Annotated in this window: 10 protein-coding genes and 2 pseudogenes; 7 read left to right on the top strand and 5 right to left on the bottom strand. The window is 66.5% G+C overall.

Annotated features, from left to right (window positions below):
* Nucleotides 1–55 precede the first annotated feature (55 nt).
* The 4 genes and pseudogenes from Bsp3421_RS07095 to Bsp3421_RS07080 form a co-directional block, all read right to left on the bottom strand.
* On the bottom strand, nucleotides 56–1063 hold the full coding sequence (locus Bsp3421_RS07095) for a GlxA family transcriptional regulator (RefSeq protein WP_273997641.1): 1008 nt from the start codon (nucleotides 1061–1063) through the stop codon (nucleotides 56–58).
* Nucleotides 1064–1168: 105 nt separating this feature from the next.
* The gene (gene choW, locus Bsp3421_RS07090) at nucleotides 1169–2062 is read right to left on the bottom strand and encodes a choline ABC transporter permease subunit (RefSeq protein WP_273997640.1); all 894 of its coding nucleotides are present in this window, start codon (nucleotides 2060–2062) and stop codon (nucleotides 1169–1171) included.
* Nucleotides 2055–3351: pseudogene (locus Bsp3421_RS07085) on the bottom strand (quaternary amine ABC transporter ATP-binding protein); the annotation flags it as partial. The gene choW and the pseudogene Bsp3421_RS07085, both read right to left, overlap by 8 nt.
* The gene (locus tag Bsp3421_RS07080) at nucleotides 3272–3724 is read right to left on the bottom strand and encodes a hypothetical protein (RefSeq protein WP_273997638.1); all 453 of its coding nucleotides are present in this window, start codon (nucleotides 3722–3724) and stop codon (nucleotides 3272–3274) included. The pseudogene Bsp3421_RS07085 and the gene Bsp3421_RS07080, both read right to left, overlap by 80 nt.
* 290 nt (nucleotides 3725–4014) lie before the next feature.
* On the opposite strand from Bsp3421_RS07080, the gene Bsp3421_RS07075 reads away from it, so the two are divergent.
* The 4 genes from Bsp3421_RS07075 to Bsp3421_RS07060 all read left to right on the top strand — a co-directional run bounded on the left by Bsp3421_RS07075 (nucleotide 4015) and on the right by Bsp3421_RS07060 (nucleotide 8399).
* Nucleotides 4015–6018 carry a lipoxygenase family protein gene (locus Bsp3421_RS07075; RefSeq protein WP_273997636.1) on the top strand — a complete coding sequence of 668 codons (2004 nt, stop codon included), beginning with the start codon at nucleotides 4015–4017 and terminating at the stop codon, nucleotides 6016–6018.
* A 276-nt stretch (nucleotides 6019–6294) separates the two neighbouring features.
* Nucleotides 6295–6948: an NADPH-dependent FMN reductase gene (locus Bsp3421_RS07070; protein WP_273997635.1), complete on the top strand. Its 654-nt coding sequence runs from the start codon at nucleotides 6295–6297 to the stop codon at nucleotides 6946–6948.
* A 221-nt stretch (nucleotides 6949–7169) separates the two neighbouring features.
* Nucleotides 7170–7382 carry a transcriptional regulator gene (locus tag Bsp3421_RS07065; RefSeq protein WP_273997634.1) on the top strand — a complete coding sequence of 71 codons (213 nt, stop codon included), beginning with the start codon at nucleotides 7170–7172 and terminating at the stop codon, nucleotides 7380–7382.
* Between the two features lie 111 nt (nucleotides 7383–7493).
* Nucleotides 7494–8399: a ferritin-like domain-containing protein gene (locus tag Bsp3421_RS07060; RefSeq protein WP_273997632.1), complete on the top strand. Its 906-nt coding sequence runs from the start codon at nucleotides 7494–7496 to the stop codon at nucleotides 8397–8399.
* 33 nt (nucleotides 8400–8432) lie between these two features.
* On the opposite strand, the gene Bsp3421_RS07055 is transcribed toward Bsp3421_RS07060, so the two are convergent.
* Complete coding sequence (locus Bsp3421_RS07055; RefSeq protein WP_273997630.1) at nucleotides 8433–8951, bottom strand: MarR family winged helix-turn-helix transcriptional regulator; 519 nt, start codon at nucleotides 8949–8951, stop codon at nucleotides 8433–8435.
* A gap of 75 nt (nucleotides 8952–9026) precedes the next feature.
* On the opposite strand from Bsp3421_RS07055, the gene Bsp3421_RS07050 reads away from it, so the two are divergent.
* From Bsp3421_RS07050 to Bsp3421_RS34265, 3 genes and pseudogenes are all read left to right on the top strand, one after another.
* Nucleotides 9027–9494 carry a carboxymuconolactone decarboxylase family protein gene (locus Bsp3421_RS07050; protein WP_273997628.1) on the top strand — a complete coding sequence of 156 codons (468 nt, stop codon included), beginning with the start codon at nucleotides 9027–9029 and terminating at the stop codon, nucleotides 9492–9494.
* Between the two features lie 552 nt (nucleotides 9495–10046).
* A complete protein-coding gene (locus Bsp3421_RS07045; RefSeq protein ID WP_443111496.1) occupies nucleotides 10047–15917 on the top strand; it encodes an ESPR-type extended signal peptide-containing protein in 5871 nt (1956 codons plus the stop codon).
* Between the two features lie 49 nt (nucleotides 15918–15966).
* Nucleotides 15967–18636, top strand: a pseudogene (locus Bsp3421_RS34265) (YadA family autotransporter adhesin); the annotation flags it as partial.
* Nucleotides 18637–18780 lie beyond the last annotated feature (144 nt).

Raw genomic sequence — 18780 nt, 5'->3', positions numbered from 1 at the left:
TGGGGAAACGGGATCCTTGCCGTCACGCGCGCCGCGATCCCGGCGGCGCACGCCCTCATCGCCCCGGCATGCGCCGCTCGTGGCTCGGCGCGTGGCCGAACTGCGCGCGGTAGGCCTTGCTGAAATGGCATGGCGAATGAAAACCGCAAACCGTCGTCACGCGCGCGATCGACGCATCGGTCGTGCGCAGCAGGTCGCGCGCGCGCTTCAGCCGCAGCGACAGGTAATAGTGGGTGGGCGAGACGTTCAGGTAGACCTTGAACATCCGTTGCAGATGGCGCTGCGACAGCCGCACGAGGCGCGCCAGCTCTTCGAGCGACAGCGGCTCCTCGATGTTCGCCTCCATCAGGCGCACGACCTCGACCAGCTCCGCGCGCGAGAAGCCGACCCGCGCATCGACCGGGATCGGCTGCGGATCGGTCGCGCCGCGGATCCGTTCGAGGATGAACTGCTCCGACACCTGCGCGGCCAGCGGCTGGCCGAGCCGCGCGCCGACCAGGTTCAGCATCAGGTCGAGCGGCGCGGTGCCGCCCGTGCAGGTCAGGCGGTCGCGATCGACGACGAACAGCTCGTCCGCGAAGCGCACGCGCGGAAACTCCGCATGCAGCGCCGACAGGTTCTCCCAGTGCACGGTGCAGCGATAGTCGTCGAGCAGGCCGCTCGCCATCAGCGCATAGGCGCCCGTGCAGATCCCGCCGAGCGGCACGCCGCGCTCGGCCAGCGCGACGAGCGCGTCGCGCGTCGCCTCGTCCACCGCGTCGCGGATCCGCACCCCGCCGCATACGATCATCACGTCCGGCAGCTGCGTCGCGTCGAGCGGCCGGGTCGGCCGCACCACGATGCCGTTGCTCGCCGGCACGGGCGCGCCGTCGAGCGAGAAGATCGACCAGCGGTAGTGCTCGGCCCGCCCGACGTAGTTGGCCATGCGCAGCACCTCGATCGCGCTCGTGAACGCGATCATCGAGAACTGCGGCAAGGTCAGGAAGCCGAAATGCGCGAGGCTGGATACGGGCGTGGCGGATACGGCGGGGGCGGCGGCAGGCGTCACATCGCTCTCCAGCATCAGCAGTGGGCACGGGATGCGCGCCGGCGGCGCATGGCGGCCGGCGCCCGAAGCGAAACGAAACGAGGCAGGCGGGCGCGCGCGACGCGCGCCCGCTTCAGGCGCTCAGGCCCGCGCGGCGGCGCGCTGGCCGAGCAGTTGGCGCAGCCCCGCGAACAACGGCGCGCGCGCGGTGCCAGGCGCGCGGCCGAAGCTCTCCGTGATGCGATCGAGAATGATCGCGAGCAGCACGACGGACAGGCCGCTCTCGAACCCGAGGCCGATGTCGAGCCGCTGGATGCTCGCGAGCACGTCGTTGCCGAGGCCGCCCGCGCCGACCATCGACGCGATGATCACCATCGACAGCGCCATCATGATGGTCTGGTTCACGCCCTGCATGATCGACGGCAGCGCGTTCGGGAACTGCACCTTGTACAGCAGCTGCCACGGCGTGCAGCCGAAGGCCTGGCCGGCCTCGACGATCTCGCGGTTCACGTGGCGGATGCCGAGGCTCGTGAGCCGCACCGCGGGCGGCATCGCGAAGATCACCGTCGACAGGATGCCGGGCACGCGGCCGAGGCCGAACAGCATCGCCGCCGGGATCAGGTAGACGAACGCGGGCATGGTCTGCATCAGGTCGAGGATCGGCCGCACGATGGCCGCGACCCACTTGCTCTTCGCGGCCCAGACGCCGAGCGGGATGCCGAGCACGAGGCTGATGATGGTCGACGACAGCGTGAGGCCGAGCGTCACGATGGTCTGATCCCAGAAGCCGGTCGCGAAGATCAGCAGCAGCGACAGCGTCGTGAACAGCGCGAAGCGCCAGCCGACCCGCCACAGCCCGACGCCGATGAAGATGGCCATCATCGCCCACATCGGCACCGCCTGCAGGCTGTGCTCGACGAACGCGGCGAGCCCTTCGATCGCGCGCCCGATGGTGTCGAACGTTTTCGCGTCGTGGTCGAGCAGGTAGCGGACCGACTGGTCGACCCAGGTGCCGAGCGGAATGAGTTCAGACATGGGAGCCTCGCGAACGCGTAATGGCCTTCAGGAGCACGGCGCGATCGACCGAACCGCAGTAGCAGCCGTCGTCGTCGACGACGGGCAGCGCGTTCGGGCTCGCGACCACGCGCTCGACCACCTGATCGAGCGACGCATCGAGCCGGATGCTTTCGACGGGGCGCACGCGCGGCGCGGGATTGCCGATCGCGTCGCGCGTGACGCAGCCGCGCAGCTTGCGCGCCTCGTCGAGCACGAACGCGTATTCGGCGCTGCCGTTCAGCGTCGCCGCGACCTGCGCGGCGTCGAACCGCGACATGAGCGGCACCGCGCCGGTCTGCATCAGGTCGCCCGCCGTCAGGTAGCGGCTCGTGTCGATGCCTTCGAAGAACGCGCGCACGTAGTCGTCGGCCGGGTTCGCGATGATGTCCTGCGGCGTGCCCACCTGCACGAGCCGGCCGCCCTCCATGATCGCGATCCGGTTGCCGATGCGCAGCGCCTCCTCGAGATCGTGCGACACGAACATGATCGTGCGGCGCTGCTCCTTCTGCAGTTGCAGCAGCACGTTCTGCATTTCCTTGCGCTTGAGCGGATCGAGCGCGGAGAACGCCTCGTCCATGATCATCAGCGACGGATTCACCGCGAGCGCGCGCGCCAGCCCGACGCGCTGCTGCATCCCGCCCGACAGCTCGGACGGCAGCTTCTGCGAGAACGCCGCGAGCCCCACCTGTTCGAGCACCGTCATCGCGCGCCGCTCGCGCTCCTTGCGGCCGACGCCCGCGACCTCGAGGCCGAACGACGCGTTCGACAGCACGGTGCGCTGCGGCATCAGCGCGAACGACTGGAACACCATGCTCATGTCCTTGCGGCGCAGCGCGGTCAGCTCCGAGCGCCGCACCGCGGCGACGTCGCGGCCGTCGATCAGCACCTTGCCGGCGGTCGGCTCGACGAGGCGGTTGACGAGCCGGATCAGCGTCGACTTGCCGGAACCGGACAAGCCCATCAACACGAAAATCTCGCCTTCCTGCACCTCGAACGACACGTCGTGCACGCCAACCACCTGGCCCGTGCGCGCAAACACCTCGTCCTTCGTCGAACCGGCGGCGAGCATGTCGAGTGCCTGTTGCGGCTGAGTGCCGAAAACCTTGCACAGACCTTCGACCACGACCTTGGGGGCATCCATCGGAACCTTCTCCTCGTGTTGCGGGGACTGATGTCGTCACAGCGTGCCTACATGGTTGCCAGAAAAAACCCCGTGCAGCCGACGAATTGCGACAGACGCTTGCGCAAATACGACACGTCCGCGCACGGGTCGCGGCCGCCGCGCGGGCCGCGCGGCGCGGCGCGGGCGCGCCGATGATGCGTTGCACCGCCCGCCCGGGCCCGAGCCGCGCGGATGCGCGCGCATCGTTGTGCGGCACGGCGAGCGCCGGTGCGCGACGCACCGGCGCTCGCCCCCGCGCCGGCCGCATGTCGCGTCAGGACAAGATCGCGTCCGATTCGCCCGCTCGGATTCGTCTGTTCATTGCCGGGCGGCGACGGACGGGGCCGCTTGCGCCTCCCCAGCCCCGATTTCTCCGCCGATTCCGTCACGTGAATCGGCAAAACGCGCCCGGCACGTCCATTACGTATTCGAATTGCAGTCGATATTTTCTTTTTACCTTTATTAACATTCATCATCATTGCACATTTTAAACATCGGTTTTACGATGAAGACAATGGAGCGGTTTATCGTCCGATTATCGAAATAGAGCAATAAGCCAGACCGACCAATCATCCTGCAACACCCAGGCGACGGGGCCGTCGCGCGGACCGCGCCGCGCGGTGCGGCGACGTGTCGCGGTCACTTCGGCGAGGCCGCCATTCCCGCCTGCCGATCAATAATCATCGCAATTAATTTAATCACCTTAACTCCCGGAAGTATTCGCCTTCGGAAAATCAGGTGGTATTGCGGATTCTCGGAGAGCGACAAAATGCATCGAATCGAATCAGCCGCGGCGTCCGTGCTGGACGAGCACGGCTGCACGATCCCTGGCCTGACGCCCCGCCCCGGCGCGCAGCTGCCGGCGCCCGGTTCGCTGCCGCTCGTCCCGCTCCAGCCTCTACCGCCGGCCGTCGATACCTCGGCCCCCGTGCTGCCGCAGAAGGATTCCGTGCCGGGCCAGCTCGCGCGTGCCGGCTGGCTGACCTCGCAGCGGCTCACCCATGCGTGGACCCGCAGCCTGCCGAACGCACCGGGCATCCCGTTCGCGGCCGGCGTCGCCGCGCGCGAGCAGCCCTCGATCGACTGGCTGCTCGAAACCGCCCACACCGCCGCCGCGGTGCTGGCCAACCTGCTCGCGGCGCTGCCGCGCGGCCGCGCCGCGGCCTGGCAGGCGCCGCTGCAGGCCATCCGCACGAACCTGGGCGCCGCGCTCGCCGCCTACGCCGGGCCGCTCGCGAACCCGCACGGCGCCGATACCGCCCAGCGGATCGACCAGGTGCGCCACGCGCTGCTCGGCGTGCTGGCGAGCCTGCACGCGCTGGTCGCCGATCTCGCGCCGCGGCTCGGCAGCCTGGACAACGACGGCGCGCTGGCCGCCCCCGCCGCGCAGGTCTGCCCGGACGAGGTGTTCGCGGAACAACGCGTCGCCGGACCGAATCCGCTGCTGATACGCGGCATCGACACGCTGCCCGCCAAGTTCCCGCTCACCCACGCGCAGTTCCGGCAGGTGATGGGCGAGCACGACGACCTCGTCGCGGCCGGCGCGGAACACCGCCTGTACCTGCTCGACTACGTCGACAACAGCCTGCTCGCGACCGCCGGGCCGGTCGCCAAGCCGCTCGCGGGCATCGGCTACGCCTACGCGCCGATCGCGCTGTTCGCCGTGCCGCGCAGCGGCACGACGCTCGTGCCGGTCGCGATCCAGTGCGACCAGGATCCGACCGCGCACCCGATCTTCCTGCGCGCGGATCCCGCCAGCACGTCGGCCTCCGCGTATTGGGCGTGGCAGATGGCGAAGACCGTGGTGCAGAGCGCGGACGCCTGCCATCACGAGATGTTCGCGCATCTCGCGCGCACGCATTTCGTCAGCGAGGCGTTCTGCATGGCGACGCATCGCAACCTCGCCGCGACCCACCCGCTGCATCTGCTGCTCACGCCGCACTTCGAGGGCACGGCGTTCATCAACGAGCGCATCGCGCGCTTCCTGCTGTGCCCGGGCGGTGTCGACGACCTGCTGTTCGCCGCGCCCGTGCGCACGGCGGCGCAGATGGTGCTCAAGGATCGCCTCGCGTTCGATTTCCGCGCGAGCATGCTGCCCGCCGATCTCGCGCGCCGTCGGGTGGACGATCGCACGACGCTGCCCGACTATCCGTACCGCGACGACGCGCTGCTGCTGTGGCACGCGCTCGCGCAATGGGTCGACGACTACGTCGAGACGTATTACCTGTCGGATCACGACGTGATCGCCGATCACGAGTTGAGCGCGTGGCGCGACGATCTCGTCAGCAACGGCAAGATCCGGGGCATGCCCGCGCTCACGACGCGCGCGGCGCTGGCCGACGCGCTGACGATGGTGATCTTCACGGCCAGCGCGCAACATGCCGCCGTGAGCGCGCCGCAGCCGGCCTTCGCCACCTGCGCGCCGACCCAGGCCGGTTGGCTCGCCGCGCCCGCGCCGGGCGCCGACACGGAAGCCACGCAGGCGCGCTGGCGCGCCATGCTGCCGTCGCCGCTGACCACGCTCGTGCGCACCGCGTTCGCCCAGCTGACGGGCGGCGTGCGCTACCGGCGGCTCGGCCAGTACCTGAGCGCCGGCTTTCCGCACCGTCCGCTCCTGACGGATCCGCGCATCATCGGCGCGGACGGGCCGCTCGACCGCTTCCGGGCCGCGCTCGCGCGCATCGAGACGACCATCGCCGCGCGCAATCTCGCGCGCCGTCGGCCCTATCAGTTCCTGTTGCCGAGCCGCATCGCGCCCAGCACCCACATCTGAACGGCGCACGAAAAAAAGCCCCGCCGGCGTCCAGAGCGGCGGGGCCAACCCATGTCAGAGAATCTCTATGGAGGAGACGGAATCGATCATAACGAGCCCGCCGCGGCCGCCCAACCAAGCTTTTCTGCTTTCCAATTGCGCTCCGAAGGCCGGCGTCCCACGGACGCGCGCCCATATCGATAGAACGAAAAGTCGTTTCCCGTCCCCCGCCGAGGTCGTTACCATGCGGTATCAAGCCCGCGCTCAGCCGGGCGCTGCACCCTCAAGGAGCGAATTTTGACGGCATTCGATCACCACCACCGGCCCTTCGTCGTCGGGATCGGCGGCACCACGCGCGCCGCCTCGTCGACCGAACGCGCGCTGAGCTTCGCGCTGCGCGGCGCGCAGGCGGCAGGCGCGCGCACCCGGCTGTTCGACGGCCCCTTCCTGCACACGCTGCCGCACTATGCGCTCGAACAAGCGCTGCGCACCGATGCGCAGCGCGAGCTGATCGACGCGGTGCGCCAGGCCGACGCGATCATCATCGCGACGCCCGGCTATCACGGCGGCGTCTCGGGCCTCGTGAAGAACGCACTCGACACGCTGGAAGAACTGCGCGAAGACGAGCGCCCCTACCTCGACGGACGCGCGGTCGGCTGTATCGTCACCGCATATGGCTGGCAGGCGGCCGGCACCGTGCTGACCTCGCTGCGCTCGATCGTCCATGCGCTGCGCGGCTGGCCGACGCCGTTCGGCGCCACCGTCAACACGCTGGAAACGCGTTTCGACAGCGCGGACGGCTGCTCCGACGCCAAGGTCGCGGCGCAGCTCGAAACCGTCGGCACGCAGGCCGCGGAATTCGCGCTGGCCCTCGCCTCGCACCGCGCGGCCAGCCGGGTCGCCGCCGACAGCGCGCTCGCACCGGTGCTGAAGCTCGGCGGCGCGAGCTGAGCGCCCCCCCGCCTTGCGCCGCCCCGCGTCCGCGCGGGCGCGGCGCGCCTCGCTCCCATCCGCCTCGCTCCCATCCGCCTCGCGCCGCGCACGCACGCGCCGGCCGCCTCCCGCACGGATAACCCTGTCGCGCATTCCGTCATTTGCTATCGCAGATTGATTGGTTCACGCGCGGCCGCGTCGTGCGTACGCTGCAAGTTCCTCATTCATCCGCGCACGCCATGAATCGTTCGATCCGCTACAAGGGCTATGAGGTCGCGCCCGCGGCAGCGCGTCTGCCGAACGGCCTGTTCGCCGCCAATCTGACGATCGAGCGGGCCACGGGGCCCGCCCGCGCCTACTCGTTCGACGCCATCGATTTCTTCTTCGACGAAGAGCACGCGCTCGCCTACGCGTCCCGCTGGGGTCGCATGTGGGTGGACGATCACTGTTGAACGGCCCGGCTTCGAGGCGCCGCAGGCTGGGCGGCGTCCTCGGCAGCGCGTGATTTCGCGCGCTATGTAAGAATCGGATGCTCCTGAGATCACGATACCAAGCAACCAGCCATGTCTGACACGCTGCAACGCGAGCAGGCGGCGGATCATGCAATGCGTCATTGGACCCATGAGGATCAGGGCCCGGTGCGCATCGGTTCCGACACGCACCGACGCATGTTCTGCACGATGCTGCTCGACACTCACAACCCGTACAAGCCCGCCGTCATCGACTGGCCGCCGCTCGCGCCGGCCGAGTTGAAGCGGCTCACGTCATTGCCAATCTGGGACATCGCCGTGCAGACCGAAGGGCGCGCGTCGATCCGCGTCGCGACCTACGCGGCCACCGTGACCGACCCGCTGCTGCGCCGGGCGCTCGAGATGGACGGCGCCGAGGAGGCGCGCCACAAGGTGGTGCTGTCGAAACTGGTCGAGGCCTACGGCATCGCGCTCGCACCCGAGCCGCCCTATCCCGCGCCGAAAGACCCCGAATGGGCATGGCTCACGACCGGCTTCAGCGAATGCATCGACAGCTTCTTCGCATTCGGGCTGTTCCGTTCCGCCCAGCGCTCCGGCTTCTTCCCCGATGCGCTCGTCGAAACCTTCGAACCGGTCATCCAGGAAGAAGGCCGCCATATCCTGTTCTTCGTCAACTGGTACGCGTGGTACTGGCGCGCCCTGCCGTGGTGGCGCCGGCCGTGGTTCTTCGCGCGGGTCGCCGCGGTGTGGGCGTGCCTGATCAAGGACCGCGTCAACATCGCGCGCGGCATCGACTCGGATGGCGCCGCGCGCGACATGAACTTCCCCGCGAATGCCGCCTCGACCGTCGGCGACGGACTGGACCCGCGCGAGCTGATCGCGCTGTGCCTCAGCGAGAACGAGCGGCGCATGGCCGGCTACGACCGGCGCCTGGTGCGCCCGCTGTTCGTGCCGCGCATGGCGCGGCTCGCGCTGCGCTTCCTGAAGAAGAAAAAGTAGGCCCCGCCCGGCATGGCGCGGCGACGCGCGGCATCAAGCCGCGTCGCCGTCCTCCTGCGCGACCCGCACGAGCCAGAGCCGGATCACCTGTTCGTCCGCCTCGCTGAGCCCGTCGCGCAACCGCGCCTCGAGCCGCCGCACGCGCTCGCGGCAGGTCGCGAGCAACGCGCGCCCCGTCTCGCTGACCTCGATCAGCCGGATCCGCCCATGCACCGCGTGCGGCCGCCGCGCAATCGCGTCGCGCTTCTCCAGGTTCGCGACGATCACGCTCACGGTCTGCGGCGTGAGGAACGCCAGCCGCGCGAGATCCGCACTCGAGATGCCCGGATAGGCGACCAGCAAGGTCAGCACCATGAACTGCGGCGAAGTGACGCCCAGGTCGGCGAGCGTACGCTCCATCGCGAGCCGCGATGCCGCGTGCGCCTGCCTCAGCAGATAACCGAGATAACCCCGCTCGCCGCGCTTGCCCTCGCCGACCGCGGGCAACTCTGGAAACACGGCGGCAACGTCCACCGTGGAAGAAGAAGAAGAAGAACGGACTGGCTTGCGCATGATGTAAGAGTTCGAATATATTGTTCGTGCTCTGTTATGTTAACCGATCCCCACCCTATCTGCTGGAGAACTGGCATGACCGCCTCTACCCGCGTGACCTACGAAACGTTCGGCGAATCCGCGAAAGGCGTCGTCGACGCGCTGACGGCGCTCGGCGCCGCCGTCGACGCTTCCGGGCTCGACAAAGACCTGACGGAACTCCTGAAGCTGCGTGTATCGCAGATCAACGGCTGCACATTCTGCGTGCAGTACCACCTGAATCTGCTGCGTCGCCAGAAGGTCACGCAAGAGAAATTGGATCTCGTCGCCGTATGGCGCGAGGCCGGCATTTTTTCGAAACGCGAAACAATTGCACTCGCTTATGCGGAAGCGATTACCCGTGCATTACATGACGGCGTGTCCGACACGCTTTACGCCGACGTGCTCGAACAGTTCCCGGGCGAGCAAGTGATGTTTCTCACGGCCGCCATCGCCAACATCAACGCCTGGAACCGGATTGCGATCCCGTTCCAATATCCGCCGATGATTCCGACGCGCACCTGACCCTCGGCATTCCATCCTGCCGCGACGGCCTGGAACCCCCTCGGTTTCAGGCCGTTTTTCATAGTGCCCGTCAATTGCACCGATAGCCCAGGTCATTCTGCATACGAAATCAATTCTCAAATAAGGCAAATTGGCCCGTATCTCACAACCCAATCCAAATGAATCATCCTTTCTGCATAATTTCACATCATTACACATAGAAAGAATTCCTCCATTTATCCTGTCGCGCTAAATCATTAAACGTTTGCGCTCCCTCGAAATTTCATCAAACCCAATACCAGCAAGCCATCGCATCATATTTAAACCACAATCAACAAGTTAAATAACACGCCGCAAACGATTGCGAGGCAATCTTCAAATCACGCCGATAATGATCAGATAAGGTGAATTGACAATCCTTGACATTTCAAAAGTCTGATTTTGCAGTTTCTAGCAATCTCAAAAACAAATTGACAATAGAATCCGCGCACTTAAATCCATTACCGCGCGATCCCGTGTTAGGCATTGAGCCGAACGACAGGTGTGTTGCGTGGGCGCAGAGAGACCTCTCGAATGAACCGCACCTACCGATCGATTTGGAATGAATCCCTTGGCGCCTGGGTCGCCGCGTCGGAACTCGACGCCGCCCGGGGCAAACCCAACAAGAACGCCGCCGTCGCGCTCGCCGTGGCCGCGCTGCTGCTGGGCGCACCGGCCATCGCAAGCGCCAATACGCTTACCTCGAGTACCACCTGCACGTCCGGCGGCACGACCAGCCAAGTCGGCCAAAACGCGCCGAGCAACACGAATGCGGGCCCGACCGACGGTTCAGGCACCTTTTCGCTCGTCGCGGGCTGTAACGCGAGCGGCAACAATCAATACGCCGCAACGGTCTACGGCACCTACTCCCAGGTCACCGGCACAGGCGGCTCGGCCTTCGGCTTCCAAAGCTCGGCGGCCATGTGGGGGCTCGCGGCCGGCCTCAATTCGACCGCGAGCGGCACCTCGGCGACCGCCGTCGGCTTCGGCAGCACCGCGAGCGCGCTGAACTCGGTCGCGATCGGCGGCGCGGGCGGCAACGGTACGACCCCGCTTTCGCCGGCCAACGCGATCATCGCATCGGGCACGGGCTCGGTGGCGATCGGCAGCAATGCCACCCAGGGCGCGCAATCGGCCGCCTCGAACTCGATCGCGATCGGCGGTCAATCGTCGGTGACGTCGGCCGCGACCTCGGGCATCGCCATCGGCCTCGCCTCGACGGCATCGGGCACGAACGCCGCCGCGGTGGGTTCGGGCGCGACGGCGTCGGGCGCGTCGAGCGCCGTGTTCGGCTACAACGCATCCGCGACGGGCAGCGGCGACATCGCCGTCGGCAACGGCGCGAGCAGCTCGAGCGGTTCGACCGGCGCAGGCAACATCGCGGTCGGCCAGAACGCGACGGCGTCGAGCCCGGGCGGCGGTTATGGCGTGACGGCGATCGGCGCATCGGCCACCGCCGGGTCGAGCGGCTACACGGGCGCGACCGCGATCGGCTTCGGCGCGAAGGCGCTGCAGAACAGCACGGCGATCGGCCAGAACACGTCGGCGACGTCGACCGGCACCGCGCTCGGCGGCAGCGCACAGGCAACCGCATCCGGCGCGCTCGGCGCGGGCCTGTCGGCCGCCGCGACCGCCTCGAACGCAGTGGCGCTCGGCCAGGGCGCATCGGCGGGCAACACCGGCGCAGTCGCGCTCGGCTCCGGCTCGACGACCGCCGCTGCGGTCGCGACCGCCAATACGACGATCAACGGCACGACCTATGCGTTCGCGGGCACGACGCCCGCCTCGACGGTCAGCGTCGGTGCGCCGGGATCGGAACGCACGATCACCAACGTGGCGGCGGGCCGGATCTCGTCGACCAGCACCGATGCGATCAACGGTTCGCAGCTCAACGCGACGAACCTGGCCGTGACGGCAGTGAATTCGGGGCTCGCGAGCCTGTCGACGTCGGCGTCGACGGGGTTGTCGTCGGCTAATAGCTCGATCGGTTCCCTATCGACGGGGTTGAGCACGACTAATAGTAGTGTGGCGTCGCTGTCGACTTCGGCTTCGACGGGGCTGTCGTCGGCTAATAGCGCGATCGGGTCACTGTCGACCGGCCTCAGCACCACCAACAGCAACGTCGCTTCGCTCTCGACCTCGGCGTCGACGGGGCTGTCGTCGGCTAATAGCTCGATCGGTTCTCTATCGACTGGCCTCAGCACCACCAACAGCAACGTCGCTTCGCTCTCGACCTCCGCTTCGACGGGGTTGTCGTCGGCTAATAGCTCGATCGGTTCCCTGTCGACTGGCCTCAGCACCACCAACAGCAACGTCACTTCGCTCTCGACCTCCGCTTCGACCGGCCTGTCGTCGGCTAATAGCTCGATCGGCTCCCTGTCGACTGGCCTCAGCACCACCAACAGCAACGTCGCTTCGCTCTCGACCTCCGCTTCGACGGGGCTGTCGTCGGCCAACAGCTCGATCGGCTCTCTGTCGACCGGCCTCAGCACTACCAACAGCAACGTCGCCTCGCTCTCGACCTCCGCTTCGACCGGCCTGTCGTCGGCTAATAGCTCGATCGGCTCCCTGTCGACTGGCCTCAGCACCACCAACAGCAACGTCGCTTCGCTCTCGACCTCCGCTTCGACGGGGCTGTCGTCGGCCAACAGCTCGATCGGCTCTCTGTCGACCGGCCTCAGCACTACCAACAGCAACGTCGCTTCGCTCTCGACTTCCGCTTCGACCGGTCTCTCGTCGGCCAACAGCAGCATCACTTCGCTGTCCTCGTCCACGTCCACCGGTCTGTCGTCCGCCAACAGCTCGATCGGTTCCCTGTCAACCGGCCTCAGCACCACCAACAGCAACGTCGCTTCGCTCTCGACCTCCGCTTCGACCGGTCTCTCGTCGGCCAACAGCAGCATCACTTCGCTGTCCTCGTCCACGTCCACCGGTCTGTCGTCCGCCAACAGTTCGATCGGCTCCCTGTCGACCGGCCTCAGCACCACCAACAGCAACGTCGCTTCGCTCTCGACCTCCGCTTCGACCGGTCTCTCGTCGACCAACAGCAGCATCACTTCGCTGTCCTCGTCCACGTCCACCGGTCTGTCGTCCGCCAACAGCTCGATCGGTTCGCTCTCGACCGGCCTCAGCACCACCAACAGCACCGTCGCTTCGCTCTCGACCTCGGCCTCGACCGGCATCAGCTCGCTGTCCACCGGCCTCAGCACCGTCACCGCCACCACCAACAACCTCGGCAACAGCACCGCCGCGGCCCTCGGCGGCGGCGCAGCCTACAACCCCGCAACCGGCACCATCTCGGCGCCCGCCTACGTCACCTACAACGCCAACGGCACGACCACGACCAACAACAACGTCGGATCGGCCATCAACAACATCAACAACCAGGGCATCAAGTACTTCCACGCCAATTCCACCGGCCCTGACAGCATCGCCACCGGCACCGACGCCGTCGCCATCGGCTCCGGCGCTTCCGCCGGCAACAATGGCTCCGTCGCACTCGGCGCCAACTCCGTCACCGCTGCCCCCAACCCCACCAGCAGCGCGACCATCGCCGGCACCACCTTCGGCGGCTTCGCCGGCACCAACCCGACCAGCGTCGTCAGTGTCGGCGCGCCCGGCTCGGAACGACAGGTCACCAACGTCGCCGCCGGACAAGTCACCGCAACCAGCACCGACGCGATCAACGGCAGCCAGCTTTATTCCGTCGCACAACAGGTCGGCACGGCAACCAGCGCGATTTCCTCTCTGTCCACCGGCCTCAGCACCACCAACAGCAATGTCGCCTCGCTCTCGACTTCCACGTCGACCGGCCTCTCGACGGCTAACAGCTCGATCGCTTCGCTGTCCACGTCGACTTCGACCGGCATTGGTTCGCTTTCGACCGGTCTGAGCACCACCAATAGCACCGTCTCGTCGCTCTCGACCTCCACGTCGACTGGCCTCTCGACGGCCAACAGCTCGATCGCTTCGCTGTCCACGTCGACTTCGACTAGCATCGGCTCGCTTTCGACCGGCATCAGCACCACCAACAGCAATGTTGCTTCGCTGTCGACCTCCGCGTCGACCGGCCTCTCGACCGCTAACAGCAGCATCGCTTCGCTGTCCACCTCGACTTCGACCGGCATCGGTTCGCTTTCGACCGGCCTCAGCACCACCAACAGCACGGTCACGTCGCTGTCGACCTCCGCGTCGACCGGTCTCTCGACGGCTAACAGCAGCATCGCTTCGCTGTCCACGTCGACCTCGACCGGCATCGGTTCGCTTTCGACCGGTCTGAGCACCACCAACAGCACCGTCACGTCGCTCTCGACTTCCACGTCGACCGGCCTCTCGACGGCCGACAGCAGCATCGCCTCGCTGTCCACGTCGACTTCGACCGGCATCGGTTCGCTTTCGACCGGCCTCAGCACCACCAACAGCACGGTCACGTCGCTGTCGACCTCCGCGTCGACCGGTCTCTCGACGGCTAACAGCAGCATCGCTTCGCTGTCCACGTCGACCTCGACCGGCATCGGTTCGCTTTCGACCGGCCTGAGCACCACCAACAGCACCGTCACGTCGCTCTCGACTTCCACCTCGACCGGCCTCTCGACGGCCAACAGCTCGATCGCTTCGCTGTCCACGTCGACTTCGACCGGCATCGGTTCGCTTTCGACCGGTCTGAGCACCACCAACAGCACCGTTACGTCGCTCTCGACTTCAACGTCGACCGGCCTCTCGACGGCCAACAGCAGCATCGCCTCGCTGTCCACCTCGACCTCGACCGGCATCGGCTCGCTCTCGACTGGCCTCAGCACCACCAACAGCACGGTCACGTCGCTCTCGACCTCCGCGTCGACCGGTCTCTCGACGGCTAACAGCTCGATCGCTTCGCTGTCCACCTCGACCTCGACCGGCATCGGTTCGCTTTCGACCGGTCTGAGCACCACCAACAGCACCGTCTCGTCGCTCTCGACCTCCACGTCGACCGGCCTCTCGACGGCCAACAGCTCGATCGCTTCGCTGTCCACCTCGACTTCGACCGGCATCGGTTCGCTTTCGACTGGTCTCAGCACCACCAACAGCACCGTCTCGTCCCTCTCGACCTCCACGTCGACCGGCCTCTCGACGGCCAACTGCTCGATCGCTTCGCTGTCCACGTCGACTTCGACCGGCATCGGTTCGCTTTCGACCGGTCTGAGCACCACCAACAGCACCGTCACGTCGCTCTCGACTTCCACCTCGACCGGCCTCTCGACCGCCAACAGCTCGATCGCTTCGTTGTCCACGTCGACTTCGACCGGCATCGGCTCGCTTTCGACCGGTCTCAGCACCACCAACAGCACCGTCTCGTCCCTCTCGACCTCCACGTCGACCGGCCTCTCGACGGCCAACAGCTCGATCGCTTCGCTGTCCACCTCGACTTCGACCGGCATCGGTTCGCTTTCGACCGGTCTGAGCACCACCAACAGCACCGTCACGTCGCTCTCGACTTCCACCTCGACCGGCCTCTCGACCGCCAACAGCTCGATCGCTTCGCTGTCCACCTCGACTTCGACCGGCATCGGTTCGCTTTCGACCGGTCTGAGCACCACCAACAGCACCGTTACGTCGCTCTCGACTTCAACCTCGACCGGCCTCTCGACGGCCAACAGCAACATCGCCTCGCTGTCCACCTCGACCTCGACCGGCATCGGTTCGCTCTCGACCGGTCTCAGCACCACCAACAGCACGGTCTCGTCGCTGTCGACCTCCACGTCGACCGGTCTCTCGACCGCTAACAGCAGCATCGCTTCGCTGTCCACCTCGACTTCGACCGGCATCGGTTCGCTTTCGACCGGTCTGAGCACCACCAACAGCACCGTCTCGTCGCTCTCGACCTCCACGTCGACCGGCCTCTCGACGGCCAACAGCAACATCGCCTCGCTGTCCACCTCGACCTCGACCGGCATCGGTTCGCTTTCGACTGGTCTCAGCACCACCAACAGCACCGTTACGTCGCTCTCGACTTCCACCTCGACCGGTCTCTCGACCGCTAACAGCTCGATCGCTTCGTTGTCCACGTCGACTTCGACCGGCATCGGTTCGCTCTCGACCGGTCTCAGCACCACCAACAGCACGGTCTCGTCGCTGTCGACCTCCACGTCGACCGGCCTCTCGACCGCTAACAGCAGCATCGCTTCGCTGTCCACCTCGACTTCGACCGGCATCGGTTCGCTTTCGACCGGTCTCAGCACCACCAACAGCACCGTTACGTCGCTCTCGACTTCAACCTCGACCGGCCTCTCGACGGCCAACAGCAACATCGCCTCGCTGTCCACCTCGACCTCGACCGGCATCGGTTCGCTCTCGACCGGTCTCAGCACCACCAACAGCACGGTCTCGTCGCTGTCGACCTCCACGTCGACCGGTCTCGACCGCTAACAGCAGCATCGCTTCGCTGTCCACCTCGACTTCGACCGGCATCGGTTCGCTTTCGACCGGTCTGAGCACCACCAATAGCACCGTCTCGTCGCTCTCGACCTCCACGTCGACTGGCCTCTCGACGGCCAACAGCTCGATCGCTTCGCTGTCCACGTCGACTTCGACCGGCATCGGTTCGCTTTCGACCGGTCTCAGCACCACCAACAGCACCGTTACGTCGCTCTCGACTTCAACCTCGACCGGCCTCTCGACGGCTAACAGCTCGATCGCCTCGCTGTCCACGTCGACCTCGACCGGCATCGGTTCGCTCTCGACCGGCCTGAGCACCACCAACAGCACCGTCTCGTCGCTCTCGACTTCCACGTCGACCGGCCTCTCAACGACTAACAGCAGCATCGCTTCGCTGTCCACGTCGACTTCGACCGGCATCGGCTCGCTTTCGACCGGTCTCAGCACCACCAACAGCACCGTTACGTCGCTCTCGACCTCCACGTCGACCGGCCTCTCGACGGCTAACAGCTCGATCGCTTCGCTGTCCACGTCGACCTCGACCGGCATCGGTTCGCTTTCGACCGGTCTGAGCACCACCAACAGCACCGTTACGTCGCTCTCGACTTCCACGTCGACCGGTCTCTCGACGGCCAACAGCAGCATCGCCTCGCTGTCCACGTCGACCTCGACCGGCATCGGTTCGCTTTCGACCGGTCTGAGCACCACCAACAGCACCGTTACGTCGCTCTCGACTTCCACGTCGACTGGCCTCTCGACGGCCAACAGCAACATCGCTTCGCTGTCCACCTCGACTTCGACCGGCATCGGCTCGCTTTCGACCGGCCTCAGCACCACCAACAGCACCGTCTCGTCCCTCTCGACTTCCACGTCGACTGGCCTCTCGACGGCCAACAGCAGCATCGCTTCGCTGTCCACCTCGACCTCGACCGGCATCGGCTCGCTCTCGACCGGCCTCAGCACCACCAACAGCACCATCGCCTCGCTGTCCACGTCGACCTCGACCGGTATCAGTTCGCTCTCGACCGGCTTGAGCACGACCAACAGCACGGTCACGTCGCTGTCGACCTCCACGTCGACCGGCCTCTCGACGGCCACCAGCTCGATCGCCTCGCTGTCCACCTCGACTTCGACCGGCATCAACTCGCTGTCCACCGGCCTGAGCACCACCAACAGCAACATCGCCTCGCTGTCGACCTCCACGTCGACCGGCCTGTCGTCGGTCACGAGCGGCCTGACCTCGCTGTCGACTTCGACCTCGACCAGCATCGGCTCGCTCTCGACCAGCATCAGCTCGATCACCACCAACACCAACAACCTCGGCACCAGCACCGCCGCGGCGCTGGGCGGCGGCGCGACGTATGACCCGGCCACCGGCACCATCTCCGCCCCGGCCTACATCACCTACAACACCGACGGCACGACCACGACCAACAACAACGTCGGCTCGGCGATCGACAATATCAACGCGAAGGGCATCAAGTACTTCCACGCCAATTCGACCGCCCCCGACAGCCAGGCCACCGGCCAGAACAGCGTCGCGATCGGGCCGAACGCAGTCGCCAACGTCGACAACTCAGTCGCGATCGGCAACGGCGCCACCACCTCCGCCGCCGTCCCGGTCTCATCGGCCACCGTCGGCGGCCTGACCTTCGGCAACTTCGCGGGCAGCAACCCGGTCGGCGTGTTCAGCGTCGGTGCCCCGGGCGCGGAACGCCAGGTCACCAACGTCGCCGCCGGACAAGTCACCGCGACCAGCACCGACGCGGTCAACGGCAGCCAGCTGTTCGCGACCAACAGCAACGTCGCCTCGCTGTCCACCGGCCTCAGCACCACCAACAGCAACGTCGCCTCGCTCTCGACCTCGACCTCGACCGCCGTCAACTCGCTGTCCACCGGTCTCAGCACCACCAACAGCACCGTCTCGTCGCTCTCGACCTCGACTTCGACCGCCGTCAACTCGCTGTCCACCGGCCTGAGCACCACCAACAGCAACGTCTCGTCGCTCTCGACCTCGGCCTCGACCGGCATCAGCTCGCTGTCGACGGGCCTGAGCACCACCAACAGCACCGTCGCCTCGCTCTCGACCGGCGTGAGCAACATCAACAACCAGCTGACCGCGCTGTCGACGACGTTCAACAACAACACGATCCGTTCGAACAACACGACCGGCATCGCGGCCGACATGAACGGCACCGGCAACGACAAGCCGACCGTCACCGCCGGCTCGAACTCGGTCGCGATCGGCGCGAACTCCACCGACGGCGGCCGCTCGAACGTGGTCTCGGTCGGCAGCAGCACTGATCAGCGTCAGGTCATCAACGTCGCGCCCGGCACGCAAGGCACCGACGCCGTCAACGTCAACCAGCTGACCGCGCTGTCGACGTCGATGACGCAGACGCTGTCGAGCCAGCAGACGCAGATCAGCAGCCTCGGTTCGCAACTGCAACAGACGCAGCAGCAACTGCAGCAGACCGACCAGATGGCCAAGCAAGGTATCGCGGCGGTCGGCGCGATGGCTTCGATCCCGCAGCTGGATCGCGACGCGAACTTCGGCATGGGTGTCGGTACGTCGACCTTCATGGGCCAGAAGGCGATGGCCGTCAGCATGCAGGCCCGCATCACCGAAAACCTGAAGGCTTCGGTCAACGGCGGCTTCAGCGGCTCCCAGAAGGTGATCGGCGCCGGCATGCTGTATCAATGGAAGTAAGCCGGGAGTATCCGGCCGCGTGGGAACATGCGGTCGGACGCTCACGCCGCCCGTGCGCATCGGCCCGGCGCGCGCGGCGCCCTGATCGACCAGCCGGCCCGCCTCCCGCGGGCCGGCACATCAAACCGATACGGTACGAAGCCG

Source organism: Burkholderia sp. FERM BP-3421 (assembly GCF_028657905.1).
GTDB lineage: Bacteria > Pseudomonadota > Gammaproteobacteria > Burkholderiales > Burkholderiaceae > Burkholderia.
This window is presented reverse-complemented; position numbering and strand designations above follow the sequence as displayed.

Bases quoted from the DNA above. Each gene is read 5' to 3' on its own strand.
- choW (WP_273997640.1), bottom strand. From the start codon at position 2,062: ATGTCTGAACTCATTCCGCTCGGCACCTGGGTCGACCAGTCGGTCCGC.
- Bsp3421_RS07080 (WP_273997638.1), bottom strand. From the start codon at position 3,724: ATGATGATGAATGTTAATAAAGGTAAAAAGAAAATATCGACTGCAATT.
- Bsp3421_RS07055 (WP_273997630.1), bottom strand. From the start codon at position 8,951: ATGCGCAAGCCAGTCCGTTCTTCTTCTTCTTCTTCCACGGTGGACGTT.
- Bsp3421_RS07075 (WP_273997636.1), top strand. From the start codon at position 4,015: ATGCATCGAATCGAATCAGCCGCGGCGTCCGTGCTGGACGAGCACGGC.
- Bsp3421_RS07045 (WP_443111496.1), top strand. From the start codon at position 10,047: ATGAACCGCACCTACCGATCGATTTGGAATGAATCCCTTGGCGCCTGG.
- Bsp3421_RS07065 (WP_273997634.1), top strand. From the start codon at position 7,170: ATGAATCGTTCGATCCGCTACAAGGGCTATGAGGTCGCGCCCGCGGCA.
- Bsp3421_RS07095 (WP_273997641.1), bottom strand. From the start codon at position 1,063: ATGCTGGAGAGCGATGTGACGCCTGCCGCCGCCCCCGCCGTATCCGCC.
- Bsp3421_RS07060 (WP_273997632.1), top strand. From the start codon at position 7,494: ATGTCTGACACGCTGCAACGCGAGCAGGCGGCGGATCATGCAATGCGT.
- Bsp3421_RS07050 (WP_273997628.1), top strand. From the start codon at position 9,027: ATGACCGCCTCTACCCGCGTGACCTACGAAACGTTCGGCGAATCCGCG.